Below are 23,158 nucleotides of genomic sequence, written 5' to 3'. Positions count from 1 at the left end.
TGCCAGCCGATCAGCCATCCTCGGGCATCGCACACCGCAAGGACCGCGCCCATGTTCCAAGTAGACCAGTACCTGCTGCTAGCCAGCCCGGATGCCCCCATGGTGCCCGTCGAGTGCCTCAGGCTGCCAATGGTCTCGGGCGCCATCCGGAACGCCCTTGCAGCCTCTCTCGCTGCCGCGGCGGCCGAAGCGGCCAAGCCGGACGTCAGGGTCTATGGGGCTGTGGTTCCGGTCGTCTCGAAGGGGCCGCCCGACCCGAAGTTGGTTGGCGCGGTTGCCTGGCTGGCCGCCCAAGGGCGGTACCGCCCACTCGAGATGTTCGAGGTGATGCCAGGTGAGGACATCGAGCCGGTCATCCGGCTGATTGCGGCCATCCAGGCGGCCAATGCGGATCCGGGCGAAGCGGCACCTGAGTTGATGGCGGGCGGAATGAACATACAGATGTAGTCGCCCTGGCACGATTTCCGAGACGACAAGGTGCTGAGCGCCGAGCCAAGCTTGTGCCTGTTCTCTACGCGCAGGTAGGGGCGCGCGATGCCAAGACAGACCAAGGATTCGGACAGTGCGCGAGATTTTTGTATCGGTCGACATCGAGACATCGGGCCCGGTCCCGGCTGAATACAGCTTGCTCTCGATTGGGGCCTGTGCCGTCACCGACATCGACAACGGCTTCTACTGCGAGCTGAAGCCTACCGGCCTGAAGAACAAGAAAGCCTCGATGAAGGTCGCCAAGCCGACCCTCGATCACCTGGAAAAGAATGGTTTATAGCCGAAGGATGCGGCTGCACGTACTAGGTGATATCACGCGAAGGTTCAAGTGAAGAGCAGCTTTCCGCTTCGTCGGCCGATTGCGTCTGAAACTGTCACGCCACCGTTCCACTTGCCGCGGGGGTCTTGGTATCGGAACTGTAGATTACGGAGTGCGGTTCCGTATCGAATCTTCAGGTCTGCAAATTTTTCCTGCACGTGCACATTATCAATGTGACCCGAGCAGTATACGTGGCTGCTCATCGGGAACAGGAGGGCCGAACACAAGGTGTCGCACAGCTGAATACCAGCATGATTATCGCTATGCGCAAAAGTAGGCAGCTCGTAGATTCTGTCGTAAGAGTCGCCTACTGAGCGGAATTTTTGAGTAAAGATGGAATGCGAAACTGGAACGTTCAGACCCTTGGTTCGGCTATCGGCGATGACCATGCCGAATGACTGCCTTTGAGTTAGAAACGCTTGAAAGTAGGTATAAATCGCTTGAATTGACGAGGTATAGACCGGCAGGCCATCGAACGGCTCGCCGACACCTTTTATCCAGACGCGGGAAACCATGCTTGTGTAATGGGACTGCATGAGCCTGACCGACTCATCGAGAAAACGGATACCATGACGGTACTGCCGCGAATTTCCGCGCCCGACGTTGCGCCGGATTTCGGCTCCTTTAATTTCGGGAAGAATTCGGCTTAAATAGCGACTGCCCAAGCCTGTCATTAGCTTTGGGAAAAGACTTGCTTTCATTGCCATATAATCTTGGGTAAAAGCTTGCAAGCGGCTGTATTCTATGAATATCGCTGAAATCACCAATATCGGCTGCGTGCTGTCCGTTGCAGCTTTCACCGCGCCTGTATCACCTGCTTCATCAATATAGCAAATATACATTGTTTGGGTCCCCTCCCAAACAACTACGGCCGCCTTGCGGGCGGCCGTAGGATCTGCCGCCCAGTTTCCCGGTACGGCGTTTAGCTTTGCTATCAGCAATATGTCGTGCAGTGCGACGAAAATCAACAGGAGATGGACATTTTATTTTGATTACATTGAATTCGAATTTTATAGATTTTTAAATAACTTAGGTTCACATCGGCGCCTTCAAAGCAGAAAATACCTTCACATCGCCATAGCTCCCAAATCACTGATTTTATTGGAATAAACCGGTATGCTTCGAATTTGATAATTGACGGAGTGAGTCGAACGAAGTATGCTGTAAAGCACCCAAAGGGGTTTCGATCGGATGTTTGTGGCACAGCGATCATATCGCGCCGCCGTAAATAGAACCCGCCCGCCAGCCGTCAAAAAGTTGGTTCCCACCCGGAGTGGCCATACCTAGCAAACTAGGGAAGAGGTTCCGAGAAATTCCAGGAGAGATCCAAGGCCCCTCAAATTGAGGGGCCTTTTTTCTATAGCGATTTCCTTGCGAATACCATGAAGCGCATCGGATTGCCCCTCGGGAACCTGTCGGACGGTCGCATGTGAGCCGTTTCAACAATCATGCGCAGGCTGGTTGCGTCGATCCGCTTAAGACTGACGCATACCGCCAACACCGGTGCAGTTGACTTTGGCAAGGGCTGTGGATCGCCGGTCATCAGGTTACCGGATTTTTGCATGAAGCATCGACGGCGGTCGAGCGAGCGAACAATATCTCGAATTCTGAGCGACGTGTTCCACCTCAGTGGGTCGAACATTCGCGTATAACCATTCGCATCTGGAACTTTGTGTGACTGTAGTTGCGCGGGCCATGCAGCCGGATTGCGCCCGCTCAAGTGGGGATGAATCTTTGCGATGTCGACTGTGAAGCAGTGGCAGCTGAAGACAACATTTATCTTCCGTTGAAATTCAGGATAGGGACCTGAAGCGGGAATAGTGTAGTCGAAGGAGAAGGGCTGGACGTGCGCAAGAGAGTGCGTCGTACCATTGATAATAATATCGGGCCAATTCATCGGTCGCCAGCGCAGGGCGACAATACGCCCGAGATCAAGTTTAGCTGAAGGTTCAAATAAACAATATCTATTCTCAAGACTTAGCCAAGAGCTTTGCGAATTTTTTACTGGAATACAGATGTATTCGGTTCGATTTACTTGAGTTTAAATGAAATCGGCACCCGGCCACCCCACCACCGCCTCCCGATCGACCCCGATAACCCGGACACCGCCCGCGGTCTGGCCCTCATAGGCTTCGTGATGGTGGCCATGGATGATCACCGAGACCCCCATCGCCTCGGCCAGCTCACCCAGAGCCCTGAAGCCATGCCGGTGTGAGTCCGGTGCCTCGTGTGTCACCAGGATGTCGGCCCGCTGGTCCCACAGGGCCTCGTAGTCGGACCAGAAGATGGCCGATCGGTGCCGAAGCGGGATGCCGTTCCGGACGGGCCCTGGACTGGTCGACGGGCGCCAGCTCAATGCCTCAGCCAGGGCGTCAGGGGAACGGTGGGTTGGCTCGCCGTTGTTCAGGCCCGGGTGCCAGACCTTCGGGTCGAACACACCGCCCAGGCCAGCGATCCGCAGGCCACCGATGTCGATGACCCGGCCATTGAGGTCGAAGTCTGCCAATGCGGACCCGAACAGGAAATCGTGCCAGCTCCCGCGGTCCGCGTCGTGGTTGCCGCGGATCCACCAGACTTCGATGCCAGCCTCGATGACAGGCTTCATCTCCTGGTCGAGCGGCATCGCCAGGTCGTAGTCGCCGAGAAGGACGACAGCCTTCGGCTTATCCTTCAGGGCCGCGGTGACGATTGGGCGGAAGTTGCCGTGCGGGTCGCCAGCGAAAAGGAAGGATGACACGGTCTGAATACGATATCAGTCCGGGATGACCACGATGCCTTCGAGATCGGCCGAAATGCCGCCGGGCACGCTGGCAATCACGCAGTACACGTCGTCCTCGTTCAACCACGGGCTCGTGGGAATGGGTTTTCCCATTGTACTGGCTACGGCGATGCGAAATTGATTGCTGGCGATGCGCCGGGCCGCCCGTTCGTCCTTCGCAAACACTGTGCAACGCGACTTGTGGGTGCTGGCCGCCCAATTTGGGCGGGTCAGGTCGACAGGACGCAGGGTGAAGGCTTCTAGGGCGTGAGTCATGGAATCGGGTTCAGAGCGAATTTTAGCCGTTAGGGTTCCAATGGTCGAGAGCAGCTGCAGAAGCACTCTCTGCCGGAGTCCATTGGGCACGGTCGGCAATGTCGAACTGCAACTCGAGAGGCAGCCGCAATTATAGTTAGGAGCCTATGCCCCCTCAATCGCACTCAATATCTTTGCAATACACTTATCGCAGTCTCGCTCAATTTGATGTTCCCACAAGCGCACTACTCGCCAACCCATACGCCTCAAGCGTCTGCGGTTTCGAATATCACGACGTCGATTTGCTTCAATCTTCGCTTCCCAGGCTTCGGAAAGCTTGTCTCTCCACTGAGAAAACCTCCACCCGTGCCAAAAGTCGCCATCTACGAATACAGCTACCCTTTGCGCCATGAAGACAAGGTCCGGTCGGCCCGGAAGGTCCTTCGCGTGGGATTCCCACCTATAGCCGAGTGCGGAAAGCAATTCGGCTATTCGCCGCTCAGGTCCAGTATCTTTGCTTCGAATCTTTGACATGACGGCGCTGCGAACTTCCGGCGACATAAAGTCCCCCCGATGTCGTCTTGCCCCGCCTCGATCTGATGAGCTGCGCTTTGCCATGTGGACTACAGATAACATGTTGTCGAGGTGTACAATTCTTGCTGGAAAGGATGGCTGTCGAAGATTTAAGCGGAATACAATTTTATTCACCAGGTAAAAATAAAAAATACCCTGGTGATTTTTTTCTTGTGCCAGGACAAAAAAATCCTTACTCCTGGATTTCTAATCCTTGGGGGAACGCAAATCATGAACAATCCGTCGCATCCTCAGACCTTGGCCGACCTCGCTGGCGCACTCGATAGTCAAACTCGAACCTATGTCGCCCTTGTGGGGGAGAATTTGGGAAGTTTGACACTCAAGCTGTCTCTCTCGTTGCGCCAGTTCATTGATATCTCCTGGGTGGCCAACCGAACAAACAACGCCGCAAATGCACAATTTGCAGACGAAGCGGTAGCGCAAAGATCGTTGATACCCGGCCATGCAAAGGCTCTGGCACAGTACACACTGATGGGCTTGGTGAATGCGCAGCTGCGAGAAATGAAAAGCGGGGGTGCACAGATCTCACCCGCACTGGAGAAATTGGCAAGTTATTTGCCAAGCGGTCCATATGCTGCATTGCAGCCCATCGTCTGCAACATCCGCCAATGCCGATTCGGTGGTGGTGATATTGCGATTGACCCAATTAAAGACCGCAACGACACGCAGACTGGTGTCTATCGCGTGTCCCTGGGTCAGAAGCACCTTCTTTATGTCGTTGATGGGCAGCATCGACGGGAGGGTTTCGATTACGTCCTGGAATTCTTGAAGGACGTTACGCGAACTTACAAATATCCGAAGAAGGGTATCTTCGCCCCCCCTCACTATTCAGATGAATTAATCAGCGAGAGTGAGCACGACTTCTGGCAAAAAATTCTTGAGGCGGCTCTTATTAAGTCGACTGTAGCCGTTGAAGTTCATTTAGGATTAAGCGCCGAACAAGAGCAGCAGATGTTCGTTGATCTGAATGCTAGGGCGAAGCCTCTACAAGTTTCATTTGTAAACAGCTTTGATCATTCGGACCCGCTTAATAAATATATCAATGAAGTACTTGTTCGTGAGGAAATCATTCAGCATCCGTCCGATGCCGATCAATCGGATTGGCACCACGATACAGGGCAATTGAAGAGGAAAGATCTCCTGCAAATCTGCTCTCTATTGTTCAACGGCAAGACGTCGTCTTCCCTGGTCACGCCAGCCCTAGTGAGCGAGCGCGCTGAATTCGGCAGGAAGTTTTGGAAGTCTATTGCAGCGGTTCCTGGCTTTGGAACCAAGGGAGCTCGATCAGTAACAGTGCTCCAACAAACTGTGGTTCAGAAAGCGATCGCCAAGTTAGCCTATGATTTAGGATACGGCACGAAAACAGTGCAAAATCACCAGCATTTGGCAGATTTATTTACCGCCATTGCCGCAGGAAGACTGGATTTCAACCACACAAACGAAATTTGGCAGGCTTTGTTCATGACAAAGTCGGCAAGAGCTGAAAAGTTCCCAGGCATCGAGAACTACGTATTTGTTCCGGAAGGCACAAATTTAGACGCCGGAAACTGGGATGAGGCAAACAAGTGGGTCCGCTTTGGCTCCAGGCACAACGATGTCTACCCGCGAATCGGAGACTTAATACGCTATCAACTCGGGTTCAGTCCTCGTCCGACCGTTGCAAATGCTATCGCGGACGCAGACGAATTCGAGCACAAACAAAATAGCTTCAACTAAGAATGAGCGAAGTAGGGAGGCCAATCACAGGTGTTGTTTCCTGGGCTCTAGCCAAGATGGGCTTCCCTTATCGCCAAAATGGTTTCATCACGATCCAATTTCGGAATGTTAGCTAAATCGATAATATATTTTATCGACACAACACCGCTCGGCTGCTCGAAATCGTCAGGGATACGAGGGAAATCTGAGTCCACTTCATAGACGTCGGCAGCCCTTACGTTAAATTTAAGCATTTCCCCAGATTCTCGCATTTCCTCAGCCCAGCCGAGGTCATAGAGCTTGCTCATAAAGAGATCGAGCGCAGCGGCATCCATCCGAATAAATTCGACTACAGAATCGATTTGGGTCGCGAGGGAATGCTCTCCAGTGATCGATTCTTCAACTTGGATAGACGCGAGAAGTAATCGTCGACCGTCGGGCACTCGAAGCTGGTCGAGTCTCGAAATTTCGTGCTCAGATCGACCTTTCCTTGTCGTCTTCACTTCAACGTGAATCTGCTCACCCGAAAAATCATGGCGCTCTTGATTCGGGCCGCTCCATTCATCGATCGAAGTTGTGCCAATGCTTGGGAGCATTATGCTATTCAGGAAAAGTAGCTCGCCGAACAGACCTACTTGAGCTGTTTTCTCCATGTGTTGGCGCATGGGCTTCCAGGCTGACTGCCAGGCTCGCACCGTCGCTGCTGCAGCGGCCCAAGGTTCGCGGCTATGCACTACTACAGCGTCAATGATGTCGCGGCAGAAAGGAGTAAAGACCCGCTCATGTGACGGTGGTGCGGACAGGTCCAATACTTCACCGCTTTCCAAAATCGAGTGGCGAAGCCTCAGCCCATTCAAATCCGCCGGTTTGGGGCCAACTGGGCCGCTTTGCACAGGTATCATTAAATGTAAAAATCCTGAGCTGTCCATCGCCACACTTAAAGGGGTGGGAGAGCCGTCAATCACAATTGGAGCGGTGACTAGTGATCCTTCAGATCGCGGCCTGTTGGCGCGCAGTGTTGACCAAAGAGCCGGGTTGGGTGTCTCAGTCACGAGTCACCTCAGAATTTACAACCCAATTCGCGCCCTCATCTGAAGTGCGTGGCAGGCTCAAGGCGATTGCAATGACGGCGTTGATGTTCGATACGCGAAGGATTTCGGGGTCAAGCGGGTAAACGATCAGTAGCCCCTGCGACGCAGGTCGTGCAGCCCTCATAGCTTCCGCGTCATACGCTCCACTTTCGCGCTTAAATCCTTCTGGTCCTTCAGGCAGGTCCACTCCCTCATGTGCGGGGTCAGTGAGGATTCCTATCCCTTCACTGCTGAGTGGGCTGCGTTTCACCAAGCCTACTTCCAGGTCCCCCAATTTAGTCGGATTGCCGCTCGATGGCGACGGAACGAATACCGTCCAGTCAACCAACTCGTCGACAGTGCTTCTGGCGGCTATCCAATCCGCGAGGAGATTGGGCCGAAGTGCTACTATGTCATCATGAGTTTGGTAGTTACGCAGGAACTCGATAATCACTGCCGCGCTAACGTCGCGCGCAATATAGCCGCCATGAAAGCGCTCGCTTGGACGAAGTGCAGATAGAAGATTAGTTGTGAGTTCCAAATTTGCAGTCAGCTTGGATGGCTCAGAGAGCGGAAGCATGACGGTTTGGGGGTGCTCGCCTGACCACGAGTCAGCTTGTGTTGCGGCAGTCCTGGATTTGTTTCTGGCAGTCAGCAATAGCTCGCTGTGTGCTCGCAATCTGAGAGCCATTTGATTCGGGCGCCGTCCGGCCTGGCCAAGTGAAACAATAGCGTCCCTGAGGGATTGTTCGACAAGGGCGAGTTCGGCGAACCATCGAGCAATACCATCGGTCGTCCAGATGCGAATCAAATCTTCGTATCCGTGCCGAAACCCATACCAGCGCGCCATCTGCAGCAGAGTGTCTGCCATAGAGGTGGTGCGAAGGAAATACGACACTGTAAGCCCTTCAAGTGTCAGGCCGCGCGACAGTCTATTCCCGCCAACCGCGACGATATGACGTCCGGGCTTAGTATCGTATTCTAGGTTCTGATTCGAATCGCTATTCAGCGTGACTACATCCAGCTGTCGCAGAACAGAGATAGCGGCTCGAATAATTGTCTGCTCATCTGCTGGTGCCGCTACACCGCCTTTGAATTCGTTCCATACAGGTCGAAAAATTCCTTCGAGATTTTGTTGTTGTGCGTCAGCGGCGCGCCACAATTCAACCTGCTCCCGAATACTTGCCGCAATACGCTCTTGATCCGGAATCCGCTGGCTTACATGCACCAACATGGTGTGCGGTGCATCTTCGAACTGAGGGCGCAGGGATCGAATCGACCCGGCAAGACAGAAGGAGATAAGTGCATTAGATAAAGAAAGTGGGAGGCTATCCGGCTTCCTATCAATGACGATTTGAGTGCTTTTCTTCCTGCGCGCAGAGCGGAGGGATTTTATGTCTTCTTCGGGGACGGGCTGCAGCACGTTCCGGTCGCGGGCCGTCGATCCGAACAGCTCTTCAGTCCCAGTATAGCCGTCTGGCCGCGGAAGTTGGATTACGAAGTCGCGTGGGAATAGATCTTCGCCGACTCGCCGGTCAACGGCAGTCGGGTCGATAAAAATGTTGGCGAACGGCGTCGCTGTATATGCGATATATGATGCTTTTGGCGCGCGTCCAAGGATAGATCTGATGAGCGCGTTCGTTTTCGATGGTGCAGATGTTGTGTCTTCGTCATCCCCGTCATCAATTGAAGGGTCCGGTGGTCTGTTTCCTTTGGTATTGATGGAGGCTTGGTCGGCTTCGTCATCGATTATGAGAACAGGCATGTCGAACAAATATCGCGAAGCAGAGTCCAGCCACTTGTCCAGCTTTCCCAGTATGACCGTGTGCTTTTTCACAATTGCGAGAAAGGGTGCAGGAGACTGCAAAATCCTGACGTCGGGCTCCTGAAAGTCGTCGGTCGGTGTGGTAAGGCAAATCCACTCCCGTCCCAGCTCAGCGGGGGCTACGCCGTCCGATTGATGTCCGGTTAGTTCACGCTCGAGCCGGTTCTGGGTCTGGTTGCGCAGCGAGTCATGAATGCCAGAAAGGACAACGACTATCCGGTAGCCCGCGTCTACGGCTCGGGCGGCTACGGCAGTGTAATTTGCAGTTTTTCCGCTTTGGACGTACCCCACTACGAGGCCGCGACCTTGAAATGGAAAGTCGCTCTTTGGATCAGGCAGGTGCCGGAGAACGCGAAGTGACTCTGCGGATAAAGAAGCAATCTGGTCTCTAGTCCACTTCCCATCATTCTTTAGTAGCGCTTCCAGGCGGGACCAGTGATACCAGCCGCTAAGCTGAATTCTATCCGTCCAGGCGGCTTTGGGCGGTATGCCTCCTAAGATGCGAACCGCTTCCATCAGGCAATCTTCCGCTCCAATAACAATCTTTGGACGCCTATGTCGTCTAGCTTGCGGAGAAAATTTGTTAAATATTCAACGGCTATTTCATCATCCTGAATCTGCTTGATCAGGCCTGAAAGGTCAGTACTTACCGCACTAAATTGCAGGTCAACTAAACCAGTGAGGCCGGTCGACACCTTCCACAAGAACTTATCCGTGGACACGTCGGTAACCGATACGCTTGGGGGGATTGAAGCAGAGGCGGGTGATGAGCCCGTCGGCGTTTGAAGCGTGCGAGGTTGGGCTGGTTGCGAACTGCCTGGAACATGGCGATTGCCAGCACTACCAGCTGATGGTCCTGGATTAGACGACTGCTTTGGCTTTCTGTATTTTTGCTGGCTCGCCTTTCTCGCAACGTCGGAGAGCTTCTTAACTTCAATTTGGAGTGATTGGGGCAGCTGTACAATCTGCTTGCTGATGTTGATCTTGAACGCATCGTCTAAAACGTCGTCAAAATCTACGATTACTCGAGCAAGTTTGGTTTTTTCGTCATTCGTTTCCCACATTTGGTGCCAACCACCCCATTTAATCAAACGGTCGTGGCGGTATATGAAGAGCCCTTGAGTGTCATTCCGTTTTCCGTACAGGCCAATGCGGTCAAGATCTCTCTTTGCTGCTTCAGAATCGGCTCCGTGGAACTTTGTGACCTCTTCCTCAGACGGCAATACATTGGCTCGGACAAGAACCTTTCCATCTTCGGTTTCAGTCGGAACTCGAATCGTTTTGGCATCAAATGGTTCAACCAGTGCATGACCAACCGGGTTGTTCGGCGCAATTGGTTTGCCATTTATGGCAATTGTGACTTTCTGACGGCCCTTGGCGTCACCTTCGAGGAAACGATGAAACACGAGCTCAAGGTGGCGCTCTAGCTGAAGAATTTCACCGGTAAACGGGTCCAATCCGCGAAGTCCAGGGCCGGTTTGGGGAGGCTTCATATTTTTCCAAAGGACGGCAGTTCCATGATTCTCAAGTTTGGCTGCATCACGCTCCCAGGATTCAAGTGGATCCGATTTCGCGGTCCAATCCTGCATGTCGTTCACATCCCAGGTCAGGTGGTGAACAGGTTTACCTTCTTGTTTGGTAATGACAGTAAAGACCTTGGCTTGCGACCATGATGCCCCCTTCAGCCCGTAACCATACTTCCCCAGGCTGTTTGATTGGTACTCCAGGGCACTACCAATCCTCATTGCTTCAGCAAGTGTGTCTTCATCCATTCCGGTTCCGTTGTCGGCAATAGCCATCCAGCGCCCATGTCCAGTATCAGGGCGGCCGAATGTTATGTCGATCCGTGTCGCATTTGCCGTAATGGCATTGTCGACAATATCCGCGACAGCAGAAGGTAGAGTGTGGCCAACAGCTGCCAGAATCTGCACCAGCCGGGCCGGATTCGGATCAAGTTTCTTACCCTTAGACGGGATCTCGCCTGTCATGTCCTTTGCTCCATTGCCGCGAAAGGAAAAGAGTTTCGGTCTGGCATTGGATAGAATCTCCCAAATATGCCGCCCCTCATCATCATGCAGTGCAATCATTGATGATTTTGCCAGCCCGCGGCTCTCACCATCATTGAGGATGGCTCTGGTCGCGTCATCAGATCGAGAAAATACGGCCCAAGAACCAGAGGCAGGGCTCTTACTCGCGTCAACTTCCATTGCAAACAGACAGCCCGGTTCGACGAAATGGTAACACTTGTCTGTCGGGCAGTTTCCTTCCAGGCGCCAATTCTTATCTTGCCGTTTCAACCATTGGCGGGCGCTTCCTGTACCCGAATCTGTTTCGTACTCGAGGTCCATGTCGATACGGTCGTCGTCTTTAGCGGCCGGGAATACACGATCTACGACATCCCAATCAAAATTGATTGCGCGTTGCTTGGAGCCTTCTTTACCTTGGCGTCTGTACTCGTGAAATACACCGAGTTCGCTGTGGGTTAGAATTCGCAATATTAGGAAGCGCATCGCCTTATATTTCCGCCAGCTGTAGATCGTGGGCGGCCGTTTAGGCCAAGAAGATCAGTCCGCATATCTGTGAGCCGCCGACATCCGATCATAGTTCGCAAGGTCATGGCGATCGCATAGGCGACCAAGGGGGGGACTGCATTGCCTATTTGTTTAAATGCGGGGTTCATGCTGCCGCGCAGAATAAATCCATCGGGGAATGATTGTAGTCGTGCTGCTTCACGAACGGAAATTGTTCGAGCCTGTTCCCGATCGAAGTGAATATGACTGTATGAGTCTTTGCCAAGATGGGCCATCAACGTTCGCGACGGCTTGTGCTCATAGAGCTTCCACCACTTGTTTGGAAATTTCCCCGGGTCATAAGGAAGCGTCCAATCTTTGATCAATGCTTCGTGGCGGCTTTTTGCACTCTCATTCTGAACGTTTCTCTTCCAATGACGATTGAGGAGCTGTTCACGCTTGGCTTCGACAAAGTGCCAGATATCTGGATACTGCCACCCTTCTTCCATCAGCTTAAAAATTTTGTAGTCGCGAGGCAGGTATCGAATGATATGTCCTGTGGTGTGGCCCTCTGTTTTAAATCCGGGCCAGTTCCGCATGAGGTTCGACCATTTTGTTGACGCCATCGAAGAAGTGTAGTGAACCGGGTCGGCGGGGTCCTTCCGGCCTCTGGCGATCTCTCCTGCCTTAAGAAGTTCAAGTGCAAAGATAGGCGGGAGGTCCGCCAATGCCTCGCCTGATGTTGTGGTCGGGGGAAGGCGGTCAGCCTCTGAAGGATCACTGATCCAGCAATGACTATGCTCAGCTCCAAGGTCGAGGCTTGGCGCGCTAGAAATGAGTTTTCTTGCTGCAGCCCTTGTGCCTTCGTAGCCCGGAGGGAGAATCGAAAAATGAGTGGGAGCGGGAAATATTACGTCGACATCTAAATCTTCGTGAACACCGATCAAAAACATCCGTTCACGAATTTGGGGGACGCCAAACCATGACGCATTTAATAGCGTGTACCGAACTCGGTAACCTTCCTTCTGCAAGTGAGACGCGATGGTTTCCGCGACATTGTTGCCGCCGTGGTTCAACACGTCGGGAACATTCTCCATAAGCAGTGCAAGGGGCTTGGTCTCTCGAACGTAATGCAAGTATCGCTGCCATAGATTCACGCGACCATCGACGAGGAAGGCTATGTCAGCATTATCCAATTCACGCTTATGAGCTTCTGCGCGAAGTTTGGCTCGGCCCACCCTGGAAAATGCTTGGCATGGAGGGCCTCCAACAAGGACGTCTATTTGTTCATCGGCGGGTCCCCGAAGCCCCAAATCTTTGAAGACTGAAGCCGGACTTTCCTTCGTAATATCTCGCGCTTTGAAATGACCAGCCGTGTTCGGTCCATGGCTAGCGGCTGCGAAGTTTACTCCATGCGATTCGGCAGCCCAGGGGTCCGATTCGACTGATGCAACCAACTCAAAGCCCGCCGTCACAAAACCCAATGATATGCCGCCGCAACCCGCAAAAAGGTCCATAAATCGCGGCGGATTATTGGATTTTAGCCGAGCGAGTTTTCGGCGTATGGCAAGTGACGCGGCCATTTTCCCCGTGCCAGAACATAAAAATTAAGGTCTAGCCACACCCGAAAAGCATCGGAGAGCCCCCTGTTAAAAGGTTACTTGTGGCCGGTCCATGAAGCAATGCCAACGACCTCTAAGGGTTGAAAAAATAGCCGCTGGCCCCACCCTTAAATGGCGGAACAATGTGTTAGGGGGCACTGCTCAGGTTTCCCACACCCTGTTCAGCACCTCTGCCGCAATCGCCGCCTTGTCCTGTGGCAGGAACCTTCCGTAGTGCGCCTTGACCATTTCCGGCGTGTCCTGGATGGCGTAGCTGGCCTGCTCATAGGAGCCGGTCTGCTTCAGGATGTGGGTGGCGAGGACGTCCCGGATTTTGTGTGGCCCGTGCGGTAGGAGCCCCTTGATGGCGCCGTTACCCGTGTAGGGATTGTAGATACCGTACCGTTGGATGGTCAGGCGCCAAGCCTCATAGAAGGTATTCTGGTTATAAGCCGCTTCGGCCGACGTGCTCTTCGCCGTCTTCACGAAAAAGGTACCAGGGTCTTCGGCAGACATCAGGAGGCGCTGCCGGTGCCGGTTCAGGTAAGCGTCAATCATCTCGTAGAGCCCAGCCATGTCTGGCAGGACCAGCCGAAATGGCTTGGACCCAAAGAACGATGACCCGGCATTCTTGAATGCTACGGATGGGATGAAGACCTCCCAGCCAGCGTCACGGTCGCTCCACCGTAGCTCACCCCGTTTTAGCTCCTCCAGTCGCCGCTCTGACCGCGGGGTGTCGCCGGGCAGGCAGACCAGAAGCTCGCGCATATTGCGTTGCCGGAGCCCTAAGTGCAGGCCCAGCCTCAGGAGCAGGAAGGAGCGGACGGCTTCGGCATGGGGTACCGGATAGGCAGCTTCATCTGGCATCAGTCGTAGGATTTCGTCGGTGATTTTGCGATACTCGGCAACCGGCTTATCGGCCTCCAGGACGACCAGGATGGGCTCAAAGGGGTCACGGTGGATGCGAGCCACCCGTTCGATTTCCCGGTTCCGCATCCTGGTATGCTCGTGCAGGACATCGCACGCCAGGCTCCAATCGCCCTGGGCCTGCGCAATGTCCTCTTCGGAAATGAGCCCCGGAATGGGTGTCAGGTGCCCGGCGATGTGAGGGGATTGGCGTAGCCAGCCGGTGTCCTTTCTGGTTAGCGCCGTGCCCAGAATCAACATGTCGCATTCCCACTTGGTGTAGAAGCCGCGCTTCTGCTCCCGCCAGGTCAGGTACCAGTCCCAGACCTTGGGAAAGACCAGCATCCCGAATGTCAGGCTCTCCAGGCTGACGCCATAGCCTTTGACCGCGGATTTCGGGGATGCGGCAAAGGCGCCGAACATCAGCCCGAAATGCTCGATACGCTGGGACGCCGTTTCGCTGTTCCAGACGCCGTTCCGCTGCTGACCCAATGCAGTCAGCGTCGAGGTTTTAAACCGGACCAGCTCGTTCATCTCGGCCTCCAGGCGCTCCGGGGCTGTGAAGGCCGTATTACGGACGTCGGCGGCCAATTCAGCCTCGGCGTCATCCACGCTGGCGGAACCCTTGCGCCGGACCTTCCCTTGCAGACTGTTGAAACGCACCGCGTACGGGACCCGTGCAGCCGAGGCCTGAAATCGCCGATACTCGGTGAAACCCGAAATGATGTTGGTCTGCACCCAGGTCATGATTTCGGCCTGCTCGGCGCGGGAGCGCAGGTTGAAATCCTCGGGCAGGTGCCATGCGAGGCGCCGCGCTCTTGCGGCGGTTACCCCGGGCATCTGATGACCGGTCGGTGCGCGGCTCGGATGCAGCAGGCGCGCCTTGAAGTAGCCGATCGGCAGCCTATACCGGCGCTCGATACGGTTCAGGGCCTCAAAGCTCTGGATGGTTCGCGGCGCACGCCTGCCGTCGCACCATGGCCGGATGGTATGGCAGTCGATAAGGTCGTCTTGCCAGCAGATGGCCCGATATAGGCTGGCATAGTTGTCGCCATGCCGCTTCATCTCGGTCCGCAATGCATCGGCGAACGCCATCCGACTGGTATCGGCTTCCCACAGCGGTGTAGGGAATTCGACGGCAGGCCGCGCTCTAGAGGCACGCTTTCTCGGCTTGGGACCATTGGCACTGGATGTCGAAACCCTGGTGGGTTCGGCCATTGGTTTGGGGGTACGGTCAATAACTTGCCGCGGAGGATGATACGGCTGGGCACCGACGGTGAACAATGTGCGGCAGATGCTATCCGCGATGGGCACCAACTGTTTCCGCATCGCCTTCATCACATCGGGCGGGATGCCGCAGAGCTTGGCGGCGGCTGCCAGATTGATGGAATTTCCGCGCATGGGAGGAAGGACTTTGCGCTCCAGAAGCCCTTTCATGTAAAGGCGCAGGCGGTCAGCATCCTCGATACTGGCAACCGGTTCGACGCGGGCAGCGAAGTAGGCATCGACCATTGCAGGTGTTGTGAGTGACAGAGTAACTGACATTCCTACATCTTTCGTGTGGCGCGAAAATTGTTAGAGATGCTGCTGAATCGCTTCAAAGTCCAAGCCCCAGATAATTGCCGAGCAGCACCATCGCCAGCCACAAGACCAAGGCGACAAGCAAGATGAACAGCGCTCGATGGAACTTTCCTGCAGGCGAATTCCCGAACGCTTCCTTTTCTTCTTTCGTGTAGCCAAGGCACTCATCGATGTAGTTCACCACCGCCCATGCTCGTTTTGCGCCCAACCGCAATAACGAGAGTGCCCAGGCACCGACGGCGTACCGTTGCCTGTCGCGCCGCAGCGAGTGCTTGTGTTCGTCCGCCTCAGCATATTCGCGGTCGCATTCCTCCATCTCATGGTCCCACCGCCATTCGATGCGAGCCTCAGGGATGGTATGGCGGACAGCGGCCTCGGCCTCGGCGATGACCGCATACAGGTCCGCCCCATGCCGGATGAAGTGAATCTGTAGACTGGTGTCACCGATGCCGATGGTCGTGTCGTCGCAGCCTGCCTCGTATAAGGCATCCAGATATGACATCGGCTCCGGAGAACCGGGCGGCAGTTGTACGAGGAGCTTGAAATAGAACCTGGTCATTGGCACCTCCTCGACCGCTTCAGGCCTCGATGATGAGGCGAACCCACCGGAAAGATTAGGCAGGCTCCGGTGGCGACTTTTCGTTGACTTTTCATGATGTCAAATTTGACGACTTCTCCATCCTCGACGTCCAATTTTAGGCCTGCCCGCAGAATTGCGATGATTGCCGCTTCGGCTGATTCAGCAACGGCAACGCGTCGACAATCCGCCTGCTGGAGAAACGACAGTTCGAGGGTGCTCCGGCGGCGGCTTACCGAGGCAATGCCTAGACGTGGGGCGGCTTCGAGCACTTCCGTGTATGCCGCGATTTTCTGGGCGCCCGGAGGCAACTTGAAAGTCAGCGTGAAATAGCGCCTTGTCATTGCCGACCATCTTCATCCAGCACGGACGACAGCAGCTTCATCGCCACGGCACGCCCAGGCGAGGTCGTCAGGAGGGCAAAGGGCGCCCGACCATCAGGGGCACTCCGGCTGCCAGATTTTTCGAGTTGCACAGGGGTGGCCAGCCACCTTTCTGCCTCTACGCGGCTGCCCAGCGCCTTTGCGGTCAGTGCCAGCATCTCCGCCATGACCCACAGATTGTCGCTCTCGTAGCTGGTCAGCTTGTGAGGCAGGTGCCGGTATTGCCGAAGTCGACGGTCTGAGCCTCGGATGCCTAGCTGTGTCAACGCGACGTCCGGCGACAATGCTTCGAGGCCATCAAGGAACACTGGCAGGGCATCGAACCGCATTCCGACGACAAGGGCCCTGTGCAGGTCCAGGAAGGTCCTGACGCGGCCGCCGACATTCCGGGGGCCGCCGAGCAGCTTCATGACCTCGGAAAATGTCACTGTGTAATCCGAGAGGGGCATGGCTACTGCACCTCCCGGCAGACTTCGCGTGCGAGCAGCACGCGCTCGAGGTAGCGCCGGAGCTTCCGAATGGAGCCGCCTTGCCAAACCTGGGCGACGGCGCACAGCTCCTCGCCGGTCAGCGGCAACGCCCATTCCGGGCGCATGCCGAATTCCCTGACGATGTCGGCCATCAGGGATGGCGCCAGGACTGGCAGGTGGACGGCAGTGGGCTCCGGGAAACGCAGGATCCGGCAGCGGTCCTGCAGTGGGCCGCGCCAGCCATCCAGTGCGTTGGCCGTCCCGAACCACAGGACACCACTCAGGTTCACGGGCGCCTCGATGTAACGGTCGAACCACTGCGTCGAGGTTTCCGGCTCCAGCATGCTCAGCAGGGCATCGAGAAGGTTGCCGTTGTTGCGGCTGGTGCCGACCTTTTCGATTTCATCGAGAATAATGCCGGGGCTGGCTGTCCGGCGTGCTGCCATCATCTGGAGCGGCAATGCCGCCTCGCCACTGGACCAACGTCGTGCCGTTCCGGCCAGGGAGGCATCCTCAATACCGCCACAGGAATAGACGACGTGGTAGACGCCCAGCAGCTCGAGGTATCGGCGGCAGAACCGGGATTTCCCGGAGCCGGGCGTGCCGACAAGGATGGTCGGGCGGTGGCGTACCGGCTTGGCGGGCTGCAGCTCCGATGTCAGCAGGGCGATGATTTCGGCGGCGTGCGGGAATTCTGCGGCCAGAGCCTTCAGGACCGGTCGCAGGTCATCCGGCGCCAGGACCTGGGGCAGCGGCTTCCCGGCGATGCCCTTGAACTGCTCGTTGACGGCCCTGAACTCGTTGTTCTTGTTGCCGCCAATGTCCGGTACGACGACCAGGGTGCCTTCCGGCGCGGCCTCCTGCACCAGAACAGCCATCGGATCGTCCGAACCGGCACTTTTGGCGTCATCCGATTGCTTGGCGATGCCTTGCTCGTAGAACCAGCGCCGATAGGTCCGAAGAATATGGTCGGCTCGCACTTCAATCCTGTCCGAGCGAAGTGGCGACCAGGACATTCCGTAGCCTTGAGATCCAGTCGAGCATGCCAGCCAGCCCAGGGCGCTCCGCAGCAGGTCAACGGCAATGGCATCGGAATGCTCTTTCTCGCAGCGCCTCAGAATGCGCTGGGCGAGTTCGGCGGCCGACGCCTCGTCCCCCAGGGCCGCGGCATAGAAGCGGCACCGTTCGACGAAGGCCGCAGCGACACCGCTACGGAGAACCGATTTCCCCTCGGCCCGCGCCAGGCATCTGGACAAACGAAAGACCTCGTCCAGCCCGGGCTCCACAGTCAGGGCCTTCAGTGCCTTCCTAAGGTCGTTGGCAACCCTGGAAGTGCCTTTCACCCTGGGCAGCAGCCGCTCGGCGAAGGCCTGCATGTCCTCTTGGGGGCTGTCGCACATGAACGGCGACAGGCGCCGCAGGTCCGCCAAGGTCGGCAGGTGATAGCCGTCGTAGGCGCGCTTGCAGCGTCGCTCGAAGGCCTCGTCGCGGTGGATGACGTAGTTGGTGTCGGCCCTCGACATGACGCACCTCACCGGCTCGGGGCTGACCGCGGCGCCAGCCGGTAGAACCGGTCCAGCGTCCGTGCCCAGCCCGCGTCCCAGTTCACCGCCCAGAGCTGCTGGGTCTGCACCAACTGGGTGACACCGTTATCCAGGGTCAGATGTCCGACGAGGCACGGCACCTTGCGGTCGGCCAGGGCGCCGCCGAGCAGGACGGGCGCCTCGGTCAGGTTCGACATCGGTGGCGCATTGCCCTCGGCCAGCAAGGTCAGATCGGCCTGCAGGGCGGCCAGGCAGGCGATTGTGGTGGTCAGGTCGCCATGGATGTGGCGACGCCGGTCAATCCGGATCATGGAGATACCTCGGAGGGAAGAGCCGAACGGGGAGAAGGCGGCAGTCAGGCCGCTATTCGGTCGTCCGGAGGTATCTTGTTGGCGGGGGCGCTCATTGCAGGCCGTCCTGAATGATCAGGTCATCCGTCTCGAGCGCCGTACCCAGCCGATAGAAGCGGCTGTAGGTGCGCGCCCAGCCCAGTTCCGGTGCCAGCACCCAAAGTTGGCTGGTGGTCACCATGGGGTCGAAAACCAGCGGGTGGTCGGCCACCGACCCACACATGCTCAGAAACTGGCGGGGTGTGAACCAATAGCCATCCAGGAAAGGCGCGCTGGCCAACGCATCGGGTGCAGGCAAGGTGCCGTTGGCGATGGCCTCGAGGTCATCGGCCAGGGCACGAAGTTTACGCACGTCGTCGAAGACGGCCTGAGGCAGGCCTTTATTCGGGGTGTACCGAAACATGGGGATGCTCCCTGAGATCGCGAATACGGTGTCTGCCCACCGTCCTCAGACGGCGGGGGTAGCCGAAGCGCGCCTCGGGATGGGCCCTAATATTGACCCGGGTCCCCAAGCCCGCTCAGCGGCGTCTTCGGGGCGTGAATATCTCCGCCACGTGGACCGCCGATCGCGGCGTGCCCACTGGCTCGAAGTCATCCGGAAGGAGAAGCTCGTTCATGGCGAGAACAGAAGCAGAATATGAGCGCTCGGTCAAGCCAAAATATGGCAGTCAGTGCCATATTTTGGCATCCCAGGCTCAATTTGGCGTTGCCTTCCGCCAGTATCAGATGGGCAGCTCTTAGATTTGCAAATCTATCTCTTGAAACATTCGCCAGCGAATTCCGTTCGGAAAATAGCGAATCAGAACTCCATATTTGCCGTTGCACCATCACTTCAATTTGGAATCTGACTAATTATACCGCTTGCGGTGTTGGATTGCGGTGTCTACCCATCCGGCAATATTTTGAGCGATGTGGGCATAAGCGTCAGTGCTACGTGGGCCTGGAGGGTCATAAACGGCGATGATGTCCGAAAACGGACTCGGACCAGCGACGCAAGGATTTCCCGCTGCATCAAGCAACTTGTGAATCCGAATGCCAAAGACTCCGATCCGGTTTGCCCATGCTTTTTTGATCTCATATGTGATCCACGGTCGGCTGGCCGTTTCGGCGCCAATCAAGACCACTAAGCAATCTCGATCAGCCATTTGCGCATCAATCCATCTCTGGATGGCTGCATCGCCGCCACGCTTTACCTCTTCCCATTTGTTCTGATTAACAGGCTCTCGCCCTTCGACAGAGCCAATGTTGCGAACCTGCGAGGTGCGCCAAACGTCCCGATCAAAATGAAAGCTATAGAAAAGTTTTTTCGGCATTGGGAATTCCCATCGTTTTTTCTGTTCATTTGCGGGCTTTAATTGCGGCCGTTACCCAGGCTTCTATGTTTCCGGAGATGGTTTCATATACCGCTTTGCCCGTCTGACCAGCCGGGCTCTTTAGGTCAACAAGTTTATCGAAGGGTTTGTCACCAACCGTGAATCTGGTGAACGGATTTGTGCCAGCGGTCGATGGATTTCCATTGCTATCAAGAAGCTTATGTATCCGGATTCCTAAGATGCCTTTGTTCAGCGCCCAGGCTCTCTTGATTTCGTGTTGAATCCAAGGGCGCGAGTCCGTGTTCTCCCCGACAAGTACGACCAGACAGTCACTCTTCTTCATCTGGCCTTCAATCCACTTCTCAATCTCCGTGGCTCCTCCCTTCTTCACCTTTTCCCAGTCATTTTTTGACACAGGCTCGTCCTTTTCGATCGCGCCAATGTTGCGCACCTGCTGTGTGCGCCAGCAGTCTTCGTCGAAGTAAAAGCTGAAAAATACTTTAGCCACGTTTAGTCCCCCCCAAACTATGTGAGTCCGCTCGAGCGCTCCTCGTTAGGCCGAATCTTCAATAGGTCATGGAACAGTCGGTTGAAGTCATAGTCCATAGGACCCCCGAACGCTTTTGGGCTTCTTCTGTCTTTGTCTTTTTCTTCTGCTGGTACTAAATCCAGGGTAGCCCCACCGGGGGGCTTGACTAGAATCACTCGCGCATCCGGATGAGCCTGTCTAAACATCTCGTGCTCTTCGAAAATCCCTTCCATGCCGCCGATGAATATGGCGGCTTCAAACTTGTTGCCGCCTATCATCCTGCGCCGCATTTCCGTTAGGCTTAGATCCAAGCTGTCTTGGATATTCGGCGTTAATTCGACGTTCGCAAATTCAGTATTCTCGGGTGGGAAGCGGCCTTCGAAATATCGGGATTGATACAGCTTGACCGTTTTCGCATAGTCGAGTCCTAAGTCCGCACAAACTGCCCAGATCATTGGAGTGATCGAAGGGTGGCCGCCCCAAATTAGCTTCCTCCGTCCAAGTACGGTCCATACGAACTCGCGGACGCTCGCTTGTATCAGGAATGGATTGGCTGTTTCGAAGAAATGCTTTCGCCCCGGTACCGGAATGCTTGCAGAGAGGAAAACTGCGCTCATGTCTTGTCCTCCCAGTCCGCGAATGACCAGGCAGCCCTTTCCAGTTTAAGCCAACGAACTGCTTGAACTTGGTCTCCCAACCAGTCCAAGTGACCTTGCCATGCCGGGTCTAAGCCTAGGTGGTCATATACTACGGCGGGGACCAGTGTTGTCCTTGAGATGGCGTATCCATGAGCCTCTTGTAGGGACCTGGAAGTTGGAACCCCTACCTGTGGGTATACGATAATCTCGCCTCCTCCGCTTGGTAGCTCGATGTGGACAGCAGAATTTCTACCAACGGCTTTGAGTTGTCCGCCGACACATTCTGCTGCCTTCTTAAGATGACTCACGATATTTAGATTTCGGACTGCATGGCTCAAGCATCGTAAACGCTCAACTGCATTACATATTTCGGTTACTTTGGTCAGAGAGATATTGCCGCCAGCATCGAGATCAATTCCGTCGAGTGCGATCGATGATGAGGTTTGTGCAATGCGCGCTGTGGCTACAGAAGGCCACCCCACTCTGAGAATCGGAATCCCCTTCGCCAGCGCGCGACCAAACTCGGCTTTTGTCCATCGGCTTCCGAAGTAGTCTGCAGTGTCGAGCATTACCAAGACGTCGCAGTCGCAGAGGTTATGCCATAGGGCCTGCTGGAAATGCACTCCTGGAGATATTTCATGAGTGTCCAAGAAAACGTTAAATTGTCGAGCCGACAGAGTGTCGAATAATTGTAGCGCCGCTGATCGGGATTCAATTCGCCTATAGCTGAGGAATACGCGTCGTTGGCGAGGTAATAGGCTGACGCACTCTAGGAGTGCTGAGGCAATCCTTTCTAGTGGGTTTTGCTTTAGGCCAAGAGCGTTCAGGGGCTGGATTGATGGCGGTAACTGGCCAGTTGCGTGCTCTAAATCGTCGACGACTGGCAGGATCGGAACGCTTTGGGACACCATGCTCTCGACCTCGGCATCATCGGCGCCCAAGTGTCCGAAGTATATCGCAGCCGCGGCTTGATCGGGGGGTATGTCTATTGGACCTGCGGCAACCGTCCATGTCACCTGTGTGCCAAAGTCCAATTGAAAGTTTTGGATCGCGCGTCTGATTTCGGCTTCTAAGTCCGCAAGTATGTTTGCGCCGGGTTTCCCCAGAACTATTAATTGGTACAAGGCGGAATCGGGTGTTGTCATCGGATGTTCTCTACAAACATCCCGTTGACTTCGGTGGGGTTAAATGCGCCGAGCCGGTTGTTGACGTTGGTAAGGTCGATCCGTCGATAGAGATCGAGATACTCGTTACCGTGTGTGATTCCATTGTCGTCGGCTGTGGGGATTACAAAAATGTTCTCGATGCTCTTCGTTCCGTCAGCGTAGCCAATTTCCCACGGGCACCAGCGTGAATTCATGGAATTTTGTGTGGCTAGGAAAAGGAAGTAGGTAGTCTCCAGAATTTTATCTTTTATTTTTTTTGCCGTTTCTCGGTTCGGCCTGTTGGGCATCGTGTGGTCAGCCCAATCGACATATATAAGCCAGCCACTCTCTTGGAGCTTGGCAACAAGGCCTTTGACTAGTTCCTGGTCTAAATGGCTGTGAGATAGGAACGCAGACTTCGCACCGGCAGTCCGCGCTTCATATAGCGATCTGTATCTTTGTTGAATACGAGGTGCTGCAGCGCGCAAATCGCGATATGAGATCGGCATAGGTCTCCTCGATTTCTTTTTATTTTTGCCTTAGAGTCAGGAATCTGTTCGGACTTTGGTATGCTGCGTTGCCGAAAAAACTGCTGGCGCTGACCGC

23 protein-coding genes are annotated in these 23,158 nt (G+C 55.3%); 3 read left to right on the top strand and 20 right to left on the bottom strand.

Features of this window, described 5'->3' with window-relative positions:
* Positions 1-51: 51 nt before the first annotated feature.
* Together ACFOOQ_RS19690 and ACFOOQ_RS19685 are read left to right on the top strand one after the other, a co-directional pair.
* Positions 52-447, top strand: coding sequence for a hypothetical protein (locus tag ACFOOQ_RS19690; RefSeq protein ID WP_379729381.1), 396 nt, complete (start codon positions 52-54; stop codon positions 445-447).
* A gap of 115 nt (positions 448-562) precedes the next feature.
* On the top strand, positions 563-769 hold the full coding sequence (locus ACFOOQ_RS19685) for a hypothetical protein (RefSeq protein WP_379729379.1): 207 nt from the start codon (positions 563-565) through the stop codon (positions 767-769).
* Between the two features lie 44 nt (positions 770-813).
* Here the strand turns inward: ACFOOQ_RS19685 and ACFOOQ_RS19680 are convergent, their stop codons facing one another.
* The 4 genes from ACFOOQ_RS19680 to ACFOOQ_RS19665 all read right to left on the bottom strand — a co-directional run bounded on the left by ACFOOQ_RS19680 (position 814) and on the right by ACFOOQ_RS19665 (position 4,382).
* A complete protein-coding gene (locus ACFOOQ_RS19680) occupies positions 814-1,776 on the bottom strand; it encodes a DUF3800 domain-containing protein (protein WP_379729378.1) in 963 nt (320 codons plus the stop codon).
* Between the two features lie 1,073 nt (positions 1,777-2,849).
* Positions 2,850-3,545, bottom strand: a complete 696-nt coding sequence (locus tag ACFOOQ_RS19675) for a metallophosphoesterase family protein (RefSeq protein ID WP_379729377.1) — start codon at positions 3,543-3,545, stop codon at positions 2,850-2,852.
* A 15-nt stretch (positions 3,546-3,560) separates the two neighbouring features.
* Complete coding sequence (locus tag ACFOOQ_RS19670; protein WP_379729376.1) at positions 3,561-3,908, bottom strand: hypothetical protein; 348 nt, start codon at positions 3,906-3,908, stop codon at positions 3,561-3,563.
* Between the two features lie 78 nt (positions 3,909-3,986).
* A complete protein-coding gene (locus tag ACFOOQ_RS19665; protein WP_379729375.1) occupies positions 3,987-4,382 on the bottom strand; it encodes a very short patch repair endonuclease in 396 nt (131 codons plus the stop codon).
* A 243-nt stretch (positions 4,383-4,625) separates the two neighbouring features.
* Between ACFOOQ_RS19665 and ACFOOQ_RS19660 the strand changes: the two genes are divergently transcribed.
* Positions 4,626-6,131: a DNA sulfur modification protein DndB gene (locus ACFOOQ_RS19660; protein ID WP_379729374.1), complete on the top strand. Its 1,506-nt coding sequence runs from the start codon at positions 4,626-4,628 to the stop codon at positions 6,129-6,131.
* 47 nt (positions 6,132-6,178) lie between these two features.
* Here the strand turns inward: ACFOOQ_RS19660 and ACFOOQ_RS19655 are convergent, their stop codons facing one another.
* The 16 genes from ACFOOQ_RS19655 to ACFOOQ_RS19580 form a co-directional block, all read right to left on the bottom strand.
* The gene (locus tag ACFOOQ_RS19655) at positions 6,179-7,162 is read right to left on the bottom strand and encodes a PD-(D/E)XK motif protein (RefSeq protein ID WP_379729373.1); all 984 of its coding nucleotides are present in this window, start codon (positions 7,160-7,162) and stop codon (positions 6,179-6,181) included.
* Positions 7,155-9,521 carry a Z1 domain-containing protein gene (locus tag ACFOOQ_RS19650; protein WP_379729372.1) on the bottom strand — a complete coding sequence of 789 codons (2,367 nt, stop codon included), beginning with the start codon at positions 9,519-9,521 and terminating at the stop codon, positions 7,155-7,157. The genes ACFOOQ_RS19655 and ACFOOQ_RS19650 overlap by 8 nt, the downstream gene beginning before the upstream one ends.
* On the bottom strand, positions 9,521-11,515 hold the full coding sequence (locus ACFOOQ_RS19645) for an ATP-binding protein (protein ID WP_379729371.1): 1,995 nt from the start codon (positions 11,513-11,515) through the stop codon (positions 9,521-9,523). Before ACFOOQ_RS19645 ends, ACFOOQ_RS19650 begins: the two co-directional genes overlap by 1 nt.
* Positions 11,503-13,098, bottom strand: coding sequence for a DNA cytosine methyltransferase (locus ACFOOQ_RS19640; protein WP_379729369.1), 1,596 nt, complete (start codon positions 13,096-13,098; stop codon positions 11,503-11,505). The genes ACFOOQ_RS19645 and ACFOOQ_RS19640 overlap by 13 nt, the downstream gene beginning before the upstream one ends.
* Before the next feature lie 180 nt (positions 13,099-13,278).
* Positions 13,279-15,534: a hypothetical protein gene (locus tag ACFOOQ_RS19635; protein ID WP_379729367.1), complete on the bottom strand. Its 2,256-nt coding sequence runs from the start codon at positions 15,532-15,534 to the stop codon at positions 13,279-13,281.
* An 85-nt stretch (positions 15,535-15,619) separates the two neighbouring features.
* Positions 15,620-16,162, bottom strand: a complete 543-nt coding sequence (locus tag ACFOOQ_RS19630) for a hypothetical protein (RefSeq protein WP_379729366.1) — start codon at positions 16,160-16,162, stop codon at positions 15,620-15,622.
* Positions 16,159-16,524: a hypothetical protein gene (locus ACFOOQ_RS19625; RefSeq protein WP_379729365.1), complete on the bottom strand. Its 366-nt coding sequence runs from the start codon at positions 16,522-16,524 to the stop codon at positions 16,159-16,161. The genes ACFOOQ_RS19630 and ACFOOQ_RS19625 overlap by 4 nt, the downstream gene beginning before the upstream one ends.
* On the bottom strand, positions 16,521-17,012 hold the full coding sequence (locus ACFOOQ_RS19620; protein ID WP_379729363.1) for a hypothetical protein: 492 nt from the start codon (positions 17,010-17,012) through the stop codon (positions 16,521-16,523). The genes ACFOOQ_RS19625 and ACFOOQ_RS19620 overlap by 4 nt, the downstream gene beginning before the upstream one ends.
* Before the next feature lie 2 nt (positions 17,013-17,014).
* Positions 17,015-18,556 carry an AAA family ATPase gene (locus tag ACFOOQ_RS19615; RefSeq protein ID WP_379729362.1) on the bottom strand — a complete coding sequence of 514 codons (1,542 nt, stop codon included), beginning with the start codon at positions 18,554-18,556 and terminating at the stop codon, positions 17,015-17,017.
* An 8-nt stretch (positions 18,557-18,564) separates the two neighbouring features.
* Positions 18,565-18,888 (bottom strand): hypothetical protein, encoded by a 324-nt coding sequence (locus tag ACFOOQ_RS19610; RefSeq protein ID WP_379729361.1) that lies wholly within the window; start codon positions 18,886-18,888, stop codon positions 18,565-18,567.
* A gap of 91 nt (positions 18,889-18,979) precedes the next feature.
* Positions 18,980-19,330 carry a DUF6634 family protein gene (locus ACFOOQ_RS19605; protein ID WP_379729360.1) on the bottom strand — a complete coding sequence of 117 codons (351 nt, stop codon included), beginning with the start codon at positions 19,328-19,330 and terminating at the stop codon, positions 18,980-18,982.
* 445 nt (positions 19,331-19,775) lie between these two features.
* Positions 19,776-20,240: a TIR domain-containing protein gene (locus tag ACFOOQ_RS19600; protein WP_379729359.1), complete on the bottom strand. Its 465-nt coding sequence runs from the start codon at positions 20,238-20,240 to the stop codon at positions 19,776-19,778.
* Between the two features lie 25 nt (positions 20,241-20,265).
* Positions 20,266-20,748, bottom strand: coding sequence for a TIR domain-containing protein (locus ACFOOQ_RS19595; protein ID WP_379729358.1), 483 nt, complete (start codon positions 20,746-20,748; stop codon positions 20,266-20,268).
* A gap of 17 nt (positions 20,749-20,765) precedes the next feature.
* Positions 20,766-21,386, bottom strand: a complete 621-nt coding sequence (locus ACFOOQ_RS19590) for an SLOG domain-containing protein (RefSeq protein ID WP_379729357.1) — start codon at positions 21,384-21,386, stop codon at positions 20,766-20,768.
* On the bottom strand, positions 21,383-22,552 hold the full coding sequence (locus ACFOOQ_RS19585) for a toll/interleukin-1 receptor domain-containing protein (RefSeq protein WP_379729356.1): 1,170 nt from the start codon (positions 22,550-22,552) through the stop codon (positions 21,383-21,385). The genes ACFOOQ_RS19590 and ACFOOQ_RS19585 overlap by 4 nt, the downstream gene beginning before the upstream one ends.
* Positions 22,549-23,061 carry a toll/interleukin-1 receptor domain-containing protein gene (locus ACFOOQ_RS19580; protein WP_379729355.1) on the bottom strand — a complete coding sequence of 171 codons (513 nt, stop codon included), beginning with the start codon at positions 23,059-23,061 and terminating at the stop codon, positions 22,549-22,551. The genes ACFOOQ_RS19585 and ACFOOQ_RS19580 overlap by 4 nt, the downstream gene beginning before the upstream one ends.
* Positions 23,062-23,158: the final 97 nt, after the last annotated feature.

This window comes from Ferrovibrio xuzhouensis (assembly GCF_042648965.1).
In the GTDB taxonomy this organism is placed as follows: domain Bacteria; phylum Pseudomonadota; class Alphaproteobacteria; order Ferrovibrionales; family Ferrovibrionaceae; genus Ferrovibrio; species Ferrovibrio xuzhouensis.
This window is presented reverse-complemented; position numbering and strand designations above follow the sequence as displayed.